The sequence below is a fragment of the Mycobacterium sp. IS-1496 genome (genome assembly GCF_001499995.1).
Lineage (GTDB): Bacteria > Actinomycetota > Actinomycetes > Mycobacteriales > Mycobacteriaceae > Mycobacterium.
This window is the reverse complement of sequence record NZ_LQIU01000045.1, coordinates 169,304-183,894: the sequence shown is the minus strand read 5'-3', so window position 1 is coordinate 183,894 and position 14,591 is coordinate 169,304. Positions and strand designations below refer to the sequence as shown.

Here is a 14,591-nt window from a genome sequence, read left to right as displayed (position 1 = left end):
CCTAAGCGCGTGGCGTGGTCACGGGTTCGACTCAGCACGATTCTGGGCCGCGCCGCACGACCCGCTAGATCATCTCCCGGCGGGTCAGCCACCGCATGACCTGCCAGCCGATGAACACCGGCAGCCAGCACGTCAGCACCCGGTAGAGCAGCACCGCGGGCACCGCCACCGCCGCGGCCACCCCGAACGCCGCCAGCCCGCCGATCAGCGCCGCCTCGACCGCGCCGACACCGCCCGGGGTGGGCGCCGCAGAGGCCAGCGTGCCGCCGACCATCGTCACCACGGTCACCGTCACGAACGAGGTGTCCCCGCCGAAGGCCTCGATGCTGGCCCACAGCGCGAACGCGGCCCCCAATGTCGTTGCCGCGCAACCCAGCACGATGAGCGCCAGCCGCTGCGGTTCGGCAGCGAGGTCGCGGAAGTCCTGGAGCACCTCGACCAGCCTCGGCCGCACGGTCGTGAGCACCCACTGCCGCAGGCTCGGCACCACGAGGAACACCCCGACCAGGCCGAGCAACACCCCGCCGATCAGATAGATCAGCGTGGTGGACGGGACGAACTTCGACAGGTCCGCCGACGCGCCCGCCACGAAGCTGAACACGATCAGCAACGTGATGTGGGTGACCACCTGCACGGACTGCTGCAACGCCACCGCGGTCGTGGCCCGCACCGCGCCGAGCCCACCCTTCTGCAGGAACCGGGTGCTCAGCGCCAGCCCGCCGACCCCGGCCGGGGTGGTGGTCGCCGCGAAGGTGTTCGCCACCTGCATCAGCGCCAGATGCCGGAAGGTCACCAGCCCGTCGGCGCACGCCCACAGCGCGGCCGCGGCGCCCAGATACTTCAGCGCCGACACCGCGAGACCAAGCAGCGCCCACCACATGTTGACGTTGCGCAGCTCGTTGGAGAACGTCGGCACGGCGGTGAGGAAGGGGTAGGCGACGTAGACCAGCGCGCCGATCAGCACCAGCTGGATGATCTGGTTGCGGCTGAACCGCGTGATGTTCTCGGTGCTGATGCTGTCGGTTCCGGTCTGCCGCATCACCTCTTCGCGGGTGGCCGCGGCGACGGCGCGCGCATCGGGCAGCAGTTTCCAGAACCGCCCGCCCACTGCGTGTTTGGTGAGACGCCGCGACGCGACCAGAACGGCCTCCGCGCCGAGCACCTCGATCGCCGCGGCGACCGCCCGCTCCGCGCCGTGCAGGTGGGCGGTGGTCAACAGCAGCTGCGCGACGTCGGTCTGCAGCTGCCCGTCCGTCGCACCGTATTCGGCGTACCCGAAGCCGCCGAACAGCACCGCGCCGTCGTCGACGGTGATCTCCGCCGCCCGCAGGTCGCCGTGGGAGATCGTGCCGGCGTGCAGGTCGCGCAACGCCTCCCACACCTTCTGCGGCGGGGTGCTGTCGTCGAGCGGCACACCATGTACCGCGTCGTGCGCGTAGAGCGCCCAGCTGCGCGCCAGCGTCGCCGCCGCCACCGACGACGTGTTGGCCAGCCCCGCCTCGCCGATCGCGATCGCCATCAGCGCCCGGTGCTCGACGGCGCGCCGCAGCGAGGCCTGCAACGGCGCCGTCTCCGAGGACCGCAGCCGCAGCTTGCGCCAGACCTGGCGCACCGCGCCGCCACTGCGCTGGTTCGGCCCGTACATGTGGACGGTCGCGTGGCCGGGGCCCGCGGTGTCGGCGGTCATCACCAGCGGGCCGCGGCCGGCGGGCCGCACGACCGTCAGCGCGGTCACCTCGAATCCGCGCCGCGCCAACGCCCGCACCGCGTCGGCCAGCGGCACCTCGAGGGCGGGCGTGCCCACCACCAGCACCACCAGCGCCCCGACGAAGAAGCCGACCGACAGTCCCAGCAGCGAGCGGGCCGGGACGACGGCGCTGACCACCAGATGGATCGGCACGAACGCCAGCAGCAGGGCCCACCACCAGCGCCGCCACCGTGCGGGCACCCACGGCCCCGACACCGTGAGCACCGCGGCGAGCATCGCGATCCACCGCGGATCGTCGAGGATCTGCGACAGCAGCGTGTCGAGCCGCCCGGACAGGTCGAAATGCCAAGTCGGCGCGGCTATCCCGTTACCGGTGATCGACAACGACAGCGTCGCGATCAGCCCGGCCGCGGCGAACGCGCCGAGCAACCGCCACTGCCGCACGACGATCAACCCGACCAGGATCACGAACGGCAGCGCCAGGATCGCGATGCCGTAGGCGAGGTAGACCAGGTTGGACTGCGTCGGCGTGAGCACCCCGACGATCTCGGAGATCGACTGTTCGAGCGCGCTCCACTCGTAGCGGGTGATGAACGAACTGGTGATCACGACGGCCAACAGCACTGTCGCCAAGGCCAGGCGCAGGATGTCGTTGGTGCGTCGAGTCAGCGGCAGCAGCAGGCTGCCCGTTACGGCGATCTCCCGCCCGTCGACTCGCATACTCAAACCGCGGCGCCGACCCCCAGGCGTCCGAGCGCCCGGCGGACGAGGCTGACCCGGGCCTGTCCGGTGGGTGGGCGTCGGACGGCGTACGGCCACGGCTGATTGCGCTCCGGTATCGATTCGGTCCTGACGAGTTTGAGTTGCTGCCGCAGGTGCGCGCGCAGCTCGTGCAGGTCGGGGTCGGCCCACCGGTTGACGGCCTCGGTGGGGTCGTCGGTGAGGTCGTAGAGCTCCCACTGGTCGTCGAGCGGGCTGGCGCGGTACGCCTCGCCGCCCAGGCCGTTGGCGGCCAGGTGCCGCACGCCCGGTTCGGTCCAGGTGGCGGGATCGTCGAAGCTGCGCACCAGCTTCCACAGGTGGCCGTCGACCCGGGTGACGAGTCCCTCGAAGTTCGACGCCACGTGTGCGGGCACCCGGATCCGCAGTGGGCCCGGCGGATTGACGGTGCGCTTGAGCTTGCGGGCCAGACCCGATGCGCCGCTGTCGCCTTCGAGCATGTTGTCGCGGGTCATCAGGTACACCGCGCGGTCCTCGTCGGGCGCGGCGCCGTCGACCACCGGCATCAGGTTGCGCCCCGGAAGGGGATGGACCTCGGAGAACGATTCGGCGAGTGTGGCCGCCGTGGCGTCGACGTCGACGCCGGCGGCGCCCAGCAGCGTCGGGACGAGGTCGACATGCGAGGTGGGTGCGCTCACCGTGCGCGCCGCCGTGACATGAGAACCGGTCCGGGCGATGACGAACGGGACGCGCGTCGCCTCGTCGTAGAGGTTGAACCACTTCTGGTGCAGGCCGCCGTGCGCGCCCAGCAGGTCGCCGTGGTCGGCGGTGCGGACCAGCACCGCATCGCGCGAACCCTCGACGACCGTGCGGCGCACGAGGTCCAGCGGACCGTCCACCTCGGCGTGCAGGCGGTAGTACAGGTCGCGGTACTGCTGGATGTTGCGCCGGTAGGTGCGCTCCATCACCGCCGCGGGGCCGTAGCCGGAGTAGTACGCCTCGCGGAACGCGATCTGCGCGGCCGGCTTCGCCGACAGGTCCTCGTCGGCGGTGGGCGCCGCGGGCACGTGCGGCGGGTCCAGCGGTGAGGGCCTGACCGGGCTGCGCCGCACCCACTGCGGGAACAGCACGATGTCGTGCGGGTTGACGAAGCTGGCCACCAGCAGGAACGGCCGCAGCGCGTCCGCGTCACCGGCCCTCCTGCGCGCGTAGCGGTCCTCCAGCCACGCCACCACCCGCTCGGCGATCAGCGGGTCGCGGCGAAACCCGCTGTTGGACAACGCCGCTCCGTGCGGTTCGGGTCCCACCCAGCCGGAGAACCCGTACGGCGCCAAGGGATCCGCGTCGAGGTAGCGCTGCACCGCGTCCGGGTCGACCACCCCGGCGTCGTCGTTGGTGTCGAGTGGCAGCCCGGTGGCCGGGTCGGTGACGTCGGCATGCGAGATGTGCCACTTGCCGTCGTAGTGGGTGTCGTAGCCGGCGGCGCGGAACCAGTTGCCCAGTGTCGGCACCTCACCCCCACGCAGCCACCGCATCCGGGAGTCCTCGTACGTCTTGCCGATGCCGTCGGTCTGGGTGACGCCGTGCAGATCGGGGAACTGTCCGGTGAAGATCGTCGGGCGGCTGGGCACGCAGGCCAGCGATCCGGTGTAGTGGTGGGCGAAGCTGACGCCGTGCTCGTCGAACCACGTGCGGCCGGGCAGCGCGCGGCGGCGCCACGCCATCACCTCGGGCGCCTCGTACGGCGGGACCGCGCGTTCCTCGTCGGTCATCAGGATGACGATGTCGGGCTTGGGCTCAGACATGGGTGGACTCCGATCGCGTCGCGAGGCCGGCGAGCATGGTGTCGGACGATTTCGCCATCAGCAGGCACACCAGGTGCGCGGCCAGTGCGCGCAGCCGGCCGGGCCCGAGGTCGACGGTGGTGGTGACGGCGACTGTCGTGGCGTCCGGGCCTGCGGGCTGCAGCGTCCACCGGTTGTTGAGGCGGCGCACCCAGCTTGGGAAGCCAGCGATGTCGTAGGCCAGGGTGGTCGGGGCGTCGAACTCGGTGATCGTCTCGACCAGGGTCAGTCGGCGCATCTGCACGCGGCGCGTGGTGCCGACAGGGCCGCCGGGGGCGGTGCTCAACACGCACGAGTGGTCGACGCCGGGAAGCCAGTCGTGGATCGCCCCGAAATCGGCGAGCACCGCCCACACCGTCTGCGTGTCGGCGCGCACGATCCGGCGACGACTGATCTGGGCCACCACACGGCCACCCTACGGTGCGGGGTGCGCGATGGTCAGCAGGAACGGGCGAGTCGATTCCCGAGGTGGCGAGCGCGCAGCGCCTCCGGGAAGGACGATGCTTTGCGAAAAGCGATATCGCCGGTGCTATCAGCTATCACCCGCGATATCGGATTTGCGACGGCATTGCCGGCCGGGCAGGCGCATCACCGGTGATATCAGTCCGCGGCGCTCAACCGGTCGGCCAGACCCGAGGCCCGCACCACGCGCCGTTCGATCGCGGCCCGCACCGCCGCCTCCGAACCGACCACCCGCACCGTCGTCTTCGCGCGGGTGACCGCGGTGTAGAACAGCTCGCGCGTCAGCAACCGGGACTCCTCGTCGGGGAGCAGCACGGTCACCTCCTGCGCTTGGCTGCCCTGACTCTTGTGGATCGTCATGGCGTGCACGGTCTCGACGTCGGCGAGCCGGCTGGTCGAGAACTCGACCGGCCCGGCGCCCGCGCCCACCACCGCCGCCAACCCGTGGTCGCGCACGACGGTCACCCCGGTGTCGCCGTTGTAGAGCTGCAGCCCGTAGTCGTTCGCGGTGACCAGCAGCGGCCGCCCGGCGTACCAGTCCGACCAGATCGGTTCACCGGTCGCATCGGTGAGCCAGCGCTCGACCTGCCGGTTCCAGTACCGCACGCCGTACGGTCCGCGCCGGTGCGCGCACAGCAGCCGGTGCTCGTGGAGCGTGGCCAGCGCCGTCCGCGCGTCACCGAGGATCGCCGCCTCGCGCAGCCGCAACGCATGCGGCACAAGCACTTTGCGCAGCTGCTCACCGGGGTTGTCGGTGTCGACCCACTCGATCTCGCGTCCGCCGTCGCGCAGCAGCGCGATCACGTCGTCGGCCCGCCCCTCCCGGATCGCCGACGCGAGCGCCCCGATCGGCGCGCCGAAGCGGTGGGAGGTGACCAGCCGGGCGATCCGCACGTCGTCGCGCGCGCCCAGCCCGTCGACCAGGTCGGCCAGCACGGCCCCGGCCTCCACCGACGCCAACTGGTCGGCGTCGCCGACGAGCAGCAACCGGCTGTCGGGCCGCACGGCCTCGAGAAGCCGGGCCATCAGCGTCAGCGACACCATCGAGGTCTCGTCGACGACGATCACGTCGTGGGGCAGCCGGTTCTCCCGGTGGTGGCGGAACCGCGACGCGTTGTCCCTACGCCGCTGCAACAGCCGGTGCAGCGTCGAGGCCGTCAGCTCGGGCAGTCGGTCACGGTCGACGGCGTCGAGTTCGGCGATCTGCAGGTGCACGGCCTCGAGCAGACGCGCCGCGGCCTTGCCGGTCGGGGCGGCCAACGCGATGCGCAGCGGCGGCCGGTTCTGCAACGAGGCCTGTTCGGCGAGCAGCGCCAGCAGCCGGGCCACCGTCGTCGTCTTGCCGGTGCCGGGGCCGCCGGTCAGCACGGTGAGCGATTGCGACAGCGCGATTTCCGCGGCGACGCGTTGCTCGGGGAAGTCCGCGGCGGGAAACAGGCGGTCCAGGCCCGGCACCTCACCGGGCGGCGCCGACTCCAGCAGCGCGAGGACGTCGTCGCACACCTGCTGTTCTTCGCGCCAGTAGCGGTCGAGGTAGAGCAGGTCACCGGAAGAACCGGAGTGGAGCCGCAGCACCGGCGGGGTGCCGGTCAACGGACTGGCCCGCACGGCCGCCACCCACGCCTCTGGGTCAGGCCAGGGCAGGTCGGGCAGTGCGACCTGGGCGGCGACCGATTTCAGGTCGACGCAGACGGACCCGTTGCGCAGGGCGCGGACCGCGAACGCGACGGCGAGCGCCACGGACTGCTCTGACTCGCCGGCCATTTCGGTGAGCCGCTGCGCGACGTGCACGTCGGCGGGTTCGAACACCTCGGCGTCGGTGAACGCGCGAAGCAGTCCGGTCGCGGCGGGGGTCGCGACGCTCATGACCCGCCGGGGGACCGGAGGCGCACCATGCGGGTGGTCGAACTCTCGTCGAGTTCGACGAGGTCCTGGCGCGAGCGCAGGAAATCGCTGAACGACTTGAAGCCCAGCGACTTCTCGGAGAACGACGGGTCCATCCGCTTCATCTGCGCCTTGACCGCGGAGTTGTGCAGCCAGTCGGCGTCGTCCTTCTCCAGGCCGATCTGCAGTGCGCGGGCGAGCAGACCCGTGGCGGCGATCTGCGGGTCGGGCTCGTCGGAGTCGGAATCGGTGTCGGTCTTGCGGCGCCGCGTGCGTTTCTTGGGTTCACCGCCGGCCTCGGCGGGCGGCGGCTCGGGCTGGGGCACCGGGACGCCGGGCAGCGCGTCGTAGGTGACGAACTCGTCGCAGGCCGCGGCCAGCGACCGGCTCGACGCACCGGCCACCCCGATGCCGACGACGTAGCGGCCGAGCCGTTTGCAGCGCTGCGCCAGCGCGATGTAGTCCGAATCGCCGCCGACGATGACGACGTGGGTCAGGTCGGGCAGCCGGAACATGTCCTCGACCGCGTCGACGGCCAGGCGGATGTCGGCGCCGTTCTTGCCGTAGGCGGCGGCCGGGAACAGCTGCACCAGGTCGACGGCGCGGGCCACGAGCTGACCGCGGTAGTTCGCGTTGACGTCGGAGGACCAGTCCGCGTACGCGCGGGTGAGCACCAGGGTGCCGAACGACGAGGCGAAGTCGATCACCGCGCCGATGTCGACGGTGGCGCGGGTGAGCTTCTCGGCGAAGTCGTCGGCGTCCTTGGTCTTGTCCTTCTGGAACGAGCTGCGCCCGTTGACCTGGTCGTACCGCGAGATGACGATGTTGTCGAAGTCGAGGTAGACCGCGACGCGTGTGGCACCCGGTTCCGTCACCCGTTCAGTGTCGCGTATCGGGCACCGGTAGTCAGCAAGCCTGCGGCAGTGTCACGTGCGGATCGCAGATCTCGAGCACGCGGCGCACGGTGGGGTTGCTGACCACCGCCCACTCGACATCGGCGCGCACACAGCGTTCGCTGATCGTGCACAGCACCGAGAACCCGGCGGTGGACAGGAAGTCGACGCGGGTCAGGTCGAGGGTGAGGCGGCGCGAGTTCGCGCCACGGCGCAGCACGTACTCCTGCAGGTCCGCGGCGTTCGACGCGTCGATGGACCCGGCGACGGTGATGCGGACCTCGAACGGGGCGAGCCATTCGGTGGTGAACGTCAGATGATCGATGGAAGGCATGAGAGCTGGCTCCGAGACTGCGCCTGCGGGCGCGGAAGAAAGTATGGGGGGCGGCGTCTGCGTGCGGGTTTCCACTACCCGATCCGTGCGACATGCCGCGGCTGGTTCATCAACCTTCGCCAACCCTACGCGGGTGACCCCCCGTCACCGCAACTGCGGGCGCCGAGACGTCATATTTGCCGTCGAGGAGATTCGACAGCGCGACGACCAACGCCGCGGGCGGTTGCCAGGTGAACACCCCCGCCGGATGCCCGTCCGCCGTCGGCGTCGACGCCCCGCACATCCCGCGCAGAAACAGGTACTGCACCCCGCCGAGGTGCTCGGTCGGGTCGTAACCCGGCTGCCGCCATCGAAGGAAGCGATGGAGCACAACGCAATACAGCAGCGCCTGCAGCGGATAGTCCGAGTGCAGCATCGCCTCGGCCATGCGGGACCGGCTGTAATCAGCTGATGTGAGCGGGGATTCGGGTTCGCCGAGCCAGTTCGTCTTGTAGTCGACCACCACGTAGCGGCCGCCCACCCGCAGCACCGCGTCGATCGACCCCGTCAGGTAACCCTTGAGCGACTGGCCGCCCAGCGCCCGATCGGTGAGCCGGTCGACATACGAAGCCAGCACGTCGTCGGCGGGCAGGTGCCCGGCGAGCAGGCGGCCGACGTCGGCCAGCGTGATCGCCGGTGCGCCCCCACGGATGTCGCCGCCGGCCAGCGGGAACTCGAAATCCAGTTCGCGCAGGCGGTCCCGCAATCCGATCTGGCGCAGCGTCACGTCCGGTGCGAGCGGACCGAGCGGGGTGTCGTGCATCGGCAGCAGCGCGTCGGCCAGCACCTCGGGTGCGACGTCGACTGGCCACCACACCGCCTGCTCACGGATCGTGCGCTCGAGCTCGGCGCGCAAGTCGCCGGCGAACGGGTCGGCGTGCTCGAGCACCGCGTGCACGAGCGACCCGAACTTCGCCCCGGTCGGCAATGCGGCCATCGGCGACGGCACCGCCGCGGTCTCGTCGTCATGCTCGGACACCGGCACGTCGACGATCTCGTCGTCGAGTTCGGCCACCTCCGGTTCGCTGGTCACCCCGCCGCCCCCGGAGTCCTCGGCGGCCCGAAGCAGACCCGAGTACGACGTGCGCCGCCACGCGGTGTCGATCCCGCGGTGGAAGTGCCGCACCTCCAGCCCCGCTGGGTGTTCGTGCGGGTGGGGTGCGGCGGGGCGCGCGATCTCGGAGTCCTCGAGCACCGGACCGCCGAGGTCCGCCCACGCGCGCAACGCCGTCCTCGCGTCCGCGTCGTCGACTTTGGGCGGGTCGCAGCGGTCCGGCACCATGGCCTCCCCGGGCCCGCGGCCCCGCAGCAGCCGCGACAGCCCGCCGTTGGGTTCGTCCCACGACGGCGCCCACCACGCCACCACCTGCGACTGCGCGCGGGTCAGCGCGACGTAGGTGAGGCGCACGTCGTCGCCGGCCGCCTCTTTCCGGCCGAGGCGCTCGACCTGCGCGTGGTCCGGGCTGTCCTCGCCGCCGATGTGCAGACAACGGGTGCGGCCGTCGTGGAACAGCACGCAGTCGCGGGTCTGGATGTTGCGGTTGAACGCGAACGGCAGGTACACCACCGGATACTGCAGCCCTTTGCTGACCCACACCGTCATGATCTGCACGGCCGCGGCGTCGTTGTCGAGCCTGCGGTTGCGTTCGGCGGCGCCGCTGCGGTCCTCGCGCTGGGTGCGCAGCCAGTCCCGCAGCGCGGGCAGGCTGAAGTGTTCGCGATGGGCGACGTCGTGCAGCACCTGCGTCAGGTGTGCGAGGTCGGTCATGTGCCGGGCACCGTCGCGCCAGGACAGCACCCGCCTGCCCATCCCGGTCATGTTCGCCGCTTCGAAGATGGCGGCCACACCGCGTTCGCGGGCGTGATCGGCCCACTCACGCAGCCGGTCGGCGATCTCGTCGGTCAACGTGTCGCCCCGTGCGGCGAGTTCTTCGGCGGTGCGGCCGAAGAACATCGTGGTGGCCGCCGCGCGCACGAGCCCGGAGCGGTGCGGCTGGTCGAACGCCTCGAGCAGGCACAGCCAGTCGTCACCCGCCGGGGAGTTGAACACGTCGGAGTCCCCGGTGTAGACCGCCGGGATGCCCGCCGCCGAGAGCGCGTCGAAGCAGGCGCGGGCGTCCTTGTGCGTCTCGACGATCACCGCGATGTCCTTGGCCTCGATCCGCTTGTCGCAGAACGTCGCTCCGCTGGCCAGCAGCCGGCCGACGTCGGCGGCCAGGTCCCGGCTGATGTGCGGCCGCAGCTTGTCCATCGGGATGACGCGGTCGGAACGGATGCCGAAGGTGTCGCGCGAGACGATGCGCAGGCGGAAGGGGTCGTTGTGCGGCGCACCCTCGAGCCGGTGTCCTTCGTGTCTGGCCTCGACGGGGCGGACGACGATCTCGGAGTCGCCGAGCTCGGCGTCGCGCAGAACCACCTGCAGCCGGTCGACCAGGTCACCGTCGGTGCGCCAGTTGGTGCCGAGCGTCCGCCGGTGCCCGGCCGTGCTCGCGGCGTGCAGGTAGGTGACGATGTCGCCGCCGCGGAACGCGTAGATCGCCTGTTTGGGGTCGCCGATCAGGATCAGCGTCGAGCGGCCGGTGAACGCCCGGTCGATCGCCTGCCACTGCACCGGGTCGGTGTCCTGGAACTCGTCGACCATCACGATCGACCAGCGGCGGTGCATGCGGGCGCGGGCGGGCGAGTCCGTGTCGGTGAGCGCATTGGCCAGCCGGGACAGCAGATCGTCGTAGTGCAGGATGCCGAGCCGGCGTTTGCGTCGCTCGAGTTCGGCGCACACGGCCGTCGCGAACTCGACGCGCACCGCGGCCTCCGTGCCGGTGGGCGGGTGCTGCGGCCGCAGTTCGGTGCCGGCGTTGCGGACGACTTCGCGGGCCAGCTCGAGCGCCTCCCCGCGGGTCAGCGCCGGATCGTCGCGCTGCTGGCCGAAGTGCGCGAGGTACAGATCGTCGACGATCTCGGCGGTCAGGTCGTCGAGACTCTCCACCAGCTGCACCCCGGTGTCCGTATCACCGGCCACGCCAAGCGATTTGAGGACGAGCTGGCAGAACTGATGCGTGGTCGCGATCGTCGCGGCGTCGAAACCGGCCAACGCGTCGCGCAGCCGCTGCGCCCGCAGCTGCCGCTCGTCCTCCGGGGCGTCGATCAGGTGGGCGACCAGCTGATTGTCGCCGACCCTCGACGGATCGCCGAACGCCACCAGCGCGTCGAGCATCTGACAGCGGACCCGCTCACGCAGTTCCTGGCTGGCCGCCCGGCCGAACGTCACTAGCAGCATCTGGTCGAGCGTCGCGACACCCTCGGCGATGTAGCGCGTCACCAGACCCGCGAGCGCGAACGTCTTACCGGTGCCCGCACTGGCCTCGAGCACCGTCGTGGTGCGCGGCGCGGGGAGCGGGCCGAGCAGATCGAAACCGTCCATCAGTCGGGATCCCTCTCGGCTTCGAGCATCGGCACCCACAGGCGGGTCGCGTACTCGTCGAGGCCGGCGGTGAGCAGGGTGCCGAGCCAGGCGTTCGCCCCCCACACCCGCACATTGGCGGGTTCGGCGTCCTCACCGGGGTAGCGGCCCGACTTCCAGCGGAACCCCGCCTCCCGCTGCGCGTCCCCACGGGCATGGCGTGCCTCGGCCCACGCGTAAGACGTCTTCGGCGGCAACGGAATCGGCTCACGTCGTCCCGCGTCGTACATGCTCACCAGGTCCCGCAGCACGCCCGTCGCGTCCTGCGGTGCGCCCAGCATCCGCTCCCGCGGAGTGGTGCCCCGCTTCGCGCGGCCGATGCACACCGCCGCCCAGTCGGCGCCCGGACGCCCGGCGGCCAACGCCGCCAACTGGATCCACGACCCCAGCAGGTGGCGGCCGTCGAGTTTGGAGTACGTGACGGTGACCGTCCGGTCGCCGTACACCTTCGGGATCGTGCCCGTGACGCGGCGGCCACCGCCGAGGTGGACGTCGACGTCGTAGGCCTGCGGCGGCTGTCCGCGGTGCCGGTGTGCGGCGACGGCGAGCGCGGCGGCCTGATCGCGCAGCTCCTGTGCCTTGCGCCAGCCGAGCCGGCCCGGCGGCAGCGAACCCCGCCGCCACTCGGCCTGTTGTGCCTGTTCGGGGTTGAGGCCGCGCAGCATGTCGTCGAGCATCCGTTCGCCGACCTGCCATTCGGCCAGCGCGTCGATCTCCACCGGCATCGCGTCCTCGACGGCGTCGACATCCCACGGCAGCGTGAAGTCCAGCGCGCGGAAGAACCCCTTGACCGGATCCTTGAAGAAGCCGATCAGGTCGTCGAGCGCGACGTCGTCCTCCGGTGGCGGGGGCAGCGGATGGGTGAGCAGGCCGGGCCGCTCGGCGCGGTCGCCTGCCGCGACCGTCGCCGCGGTCAGCGCCGTCGAGTCGAACGTGAACGGTTTGCCGGGCACCCCTAGTGCGCCGGGGGTGACGTTGCGAACGTCGAAGGGCTGCAACGGATGTTCGACGACGATCATGTCGCGCACCGGGCTCTCGGTGGTGACGTCGAGCGCGTCGAGCAGTTCGACGAGCGGCACCGCCGGCGGTCTGCGCTGTCCGGAGTACTCGTTGGCGCCGGTGTAGGTGACGACGAGTTTCTCCGTCGCCGCGCCGATCGCGTCGAGTAGCAGCTGGCGGTCCTCGGAGCGGATGTCGCGCTCGCCGGTCATCGGGTCGCGGGCCAGCGCGTCGTCGCCGTCCACCACGCCGAGGCGCGGGAAGGCCCCGTCGTCGAGACCCACCAGGCACACCACCCGGTGCGGGACCGAACGCATCGGCACCATCGTGCACACCGTCAGCGTGCCGGTGCGGAAGTTCGCGCGGGTGGGCCGCCCGGCGAGGTGGCGGTCCAGGAGCGCCTTCACATCCGGCAGGCGCAGCAGCGTGTCGCGTCGCAGGCCCGCCTGGGCCACCACGTCGGCGAATTCACGTTCCAGTTGAGTGGTCTGCCATGTGTCGTCGTCGGGGACCGCGGTCAACTGGTCGATGCCGGTGCGCAGCGCATCGAGCCACTCGTCCAGAGGTCTTGTGCCACTCAGTGATTCGACGCAGTGCTGCAGCCGGTCGACGTATTCGGCGAGGCGGCCGGCGAGTTCGACCTTGTCGCTGCCGACGTCGTCGAGGGGCAGGGTGGTGCCGAGCCAGGCGTGCGAGTCGTCGGACATCGCGACCCCGGCGAGCACCCGGTCGAGCCCGAAACGCCAGGTGTTCTGGACGAAGTCGACGCCGTAGGGGTGACGGTGTTCGCGGTCGAAGCCCCACCGGATGTTGGCCTCGCGGACCCAGTCGCCGATCGCGTCGAGGTCGTCGTCGCTGAAGCCGAACCGCGCCCGGATCGACGGCGCCTCGGCGAGGTTGAGCACTTCGGTGGCGGTGGCGCGACCACCGGCCAGGATGAGCAGTTGGGCGGCGACGCCGAGCAGCGGGTTGGTCTGCGTGAGCGCGCGGTCGGCGAGTTTGACGCGCAGGCGATGGGCCGGATGTGCGCCGTGCACCACGTCGCCCAGCCCGAACCCGGCGACGATCAACGGCGCGTAGTGCTCGATGTCCGGACACATGACGAGGATGTCGCGGGGTTCGAGCGTCGGGTCGTCGACGAGCAGGCCGAGCAGCACCTCACGCAGGACGTCGATCTGCCGTGCGGCGCCGTGGCAGCTGTGCACCTGCACCGAGCGGTCGTGTTCGGGCAGCCGGCGGCCGGCGGGGCGGACGGCGTTGGCGGCGATGTCGGACTGCAGCAGGCCCAGGAGCGTGTCGGGATGGTCGGCGTCGCCGGCCGGCCGATGTAGGTGCTCGTCGGTCTGCGGGTCGGCGGGCAGGCCGCGCTGCAGTTCGCGCAGGTCGCGGCCGAGGGTGGCGAGCAGCGGGTGGCCGACTTCGCGGTGGGTGGTGTCGTCGCGGCGGCGGATGGGGCCGCGGTGGGCCCGCAGCGAGGTCCACAGCTGATCGCTGGGATGCGGCAGCCACAGGTGCAGGTCGTGGTGGGTGGCGAGCGCGTCGAGCAGTTCGACCTCGGTGGCGGGCAGGCGGGTGTGGCCGAACAGCGACAGGCGTTCGGGGAGGTCGGTGGGTGACTCGCGAAGGCGGGCAACGGTTTTGGTGTGCCTCACGTGGGGAGGGTCGACGGGCACCCGCTCGGCGAGCGCGCGCCAGAGATGCGGTTGCCAGTGCAGGTCGTCGTCGAGGTCCCCGGCGTCGCCGGCGAGCCAGTCGACGAGCAACTGCGGGCGTTGGCGCGCGTAGGAGGCGAACAGGCCGGCGAGGCGGCGCGCGACGGCGTAGCGGCGGCTCTGCCGCAGTGCTTTCTCCTCGCCGTGTTCGAAGTGGCCGAGGTGGGTGGCGAGCGTGGTGCACCACGGCTGGTCGAGGTTGTCGTCGATGACCTCGAGCAGCGGCCAGACCAGGCTGTCGGGGGCCCAGGGGTCGTCGTCCTGGGTGCCGGATGATCCCGCCATGATTTGGGCGATGAGGGACCGCGGGCTGCGGAAGGTGATGCCCGCGCAGACGCCGTCGTCACCCGAACCGCGGCCGAGGACGTGGGACAGGCGCTGGCTCAGCCACCGCTCGACCCCCTTGGCCGGGACGATCACGAGTTCCTCGGCGAAGGGGTCGGCCAGGGGAGTGGACAGCAGGGCGCCGAGTCCGTCGGCCAGCAGGTCGGTGCGCTCCGCCCGGTGCACGTGGAATGGCATCAGTCCAAACGATA

Annotated in this window: 8 protein-coding genes; all 8 read right to left on the bottom strand. The window is 71.2% G+C overall.

Annotation, left to right across the window (positions count from 1 at the left end):
- Nucleotides 1-64 precede the first annotated feature (64 nt).
- Entirely contained in the window at nt 65-2,428 is a 2,364-nt protein-coding gene (locus tag AU195_RS20535) for a lysylphosphatidylglycerol synthase transmembrane domain-containing protein (protein ID WP_059160882.1), read from the bottom strand.
- 2 nt (nt 2,429-2,430) lie between these two features.
- Nucleotides 2,431-4,233: a sulfatase-like hydrolase/transferase gene (locus tag AU195_RS20530; RefSeq protein WP_059160881.1), complete on the bottom strand. Its 1,803-nt coding sequence runs from the start codon at nt 4,231-4,233 to the stop codon at nt 2,431-2,433.
- On the bottom strand, nt 4,226-4,678 hold the full coding sequence (locus tag AU195_RS20525; RefSeq protein WP_059160880.1) for an SRPBCC family protein: 453 nt from the start codon (nt 4,676-4,678) through the stop codon (nt 4,226-4,228). The genes AU195_RS20530 and AU195_RS20525 overlap by 8 nt, the downstream gene beginning before the upstream one ends.
- Nucleotides 4,679-4,872: 194 nt before the next feature.
- On the bottom strand, nt 4,873-6,600 hold the full coding sequence (gene recD, locus AU195_RS20520; protein WP_059160879.1) for an exodeoxyribonuclease V subunit alpha: 1,728 nt from the start codon (nt 6,598-6,600) through the stop codon (nt 4,873-4,875).
- A complete protein-coding gene (locus AU195_RS20515) occupies nt 6,597-7,493 on the bottom strand; it encodes an NYN domain-containing protein (protein ID WP_082703142.1) in 897 nt (298 codons plus the stop codon). Before AU195_RS20515 ends, recD begins: the two co-directional genes overlap by 4 nt.
- 31 nt (nt 7,494-7,524) lie before the next feature.
- Nucleotides 7,525-7,845 (bottom strand): STAS domain-containing protein, encoded by a 321-nt coding sequence (locus AU195_RS20510; protein WP_059160877.1) that lies wholly within the window; start codon nt 7,843-7,845, stop codon nt 7,525-7,527.
- A gap of 109 nt (nt 7,846-7,954) precedes the next feature.
- Nucleotides 7,955-11,305, bottom strand: a complete 3,351-nt coding sequence (gene recB, locus AU195_RS20505) for an exodeoxyribonuclease V subunit beta (protein ID WP_059160876.1) — start codon at nt 11,303-11,305, stop codon at nt 7,955-7,957.
- Nucleotides 11,305-14,577: an exodeoxyribonuclease V subunit gamma gene (recC, locus tag AU195_RS20500; RefSeq protein WP_059160875.1), complete on the bottom strand. Its 3,273-nt coding sequence runs from the start codon at nt 14,575-14,577 to the stop codon at nt 11,305-11,307. The genes recB and recC overlap by 1 nt, the downstream gene beginning before the upstream one ends.
- Nucleotides 14,578-14,591: the final 14 nt, after the last annotated feature.

Coding starts and splice junctions, on each gene's coding strand:
- AU195_RS20530 (WP_059160881.1), bottom strand. CDS start 4,233: ATGTCTGAGCCCAAGCCCGACATCGTCATCCTGATGACCGACGAGGAA.
- recB (WP_059160876.1), bottom strand. CDS start 11,305: ATGGACGGTTTCGATCTGCTCGGCCCGCTCCCCGCGCCGCGCACCACG.
- AU195_RS20510 (WP_059160877.1), bottom strand. CDS start 7,845: ATGCCTTCCATCGATCATCTGACGTTCACCACCGAATGGCTCGCCCCG.
- recD (WP_059160879.1), bottom strand. CDS start 6,600: ATGAGCGTCGCGACCCCCGCCGCGACCGGACTGCTTCGCGCGTTCACC.
- AU195_RS20535 (WP_059160882.1), bottom strand. CDS start 2,428: ATGCGAGTCGACGGGCGGGAGATCGCCGTAACGGGCAGCCTGCTGCTG.
- recC (WP_059160875.1), bottom strand. CDS start 14,577: ATGCCATTCCACGTGCACCGGGCGGAGCGCACCGACCTGCTGGCCGAC.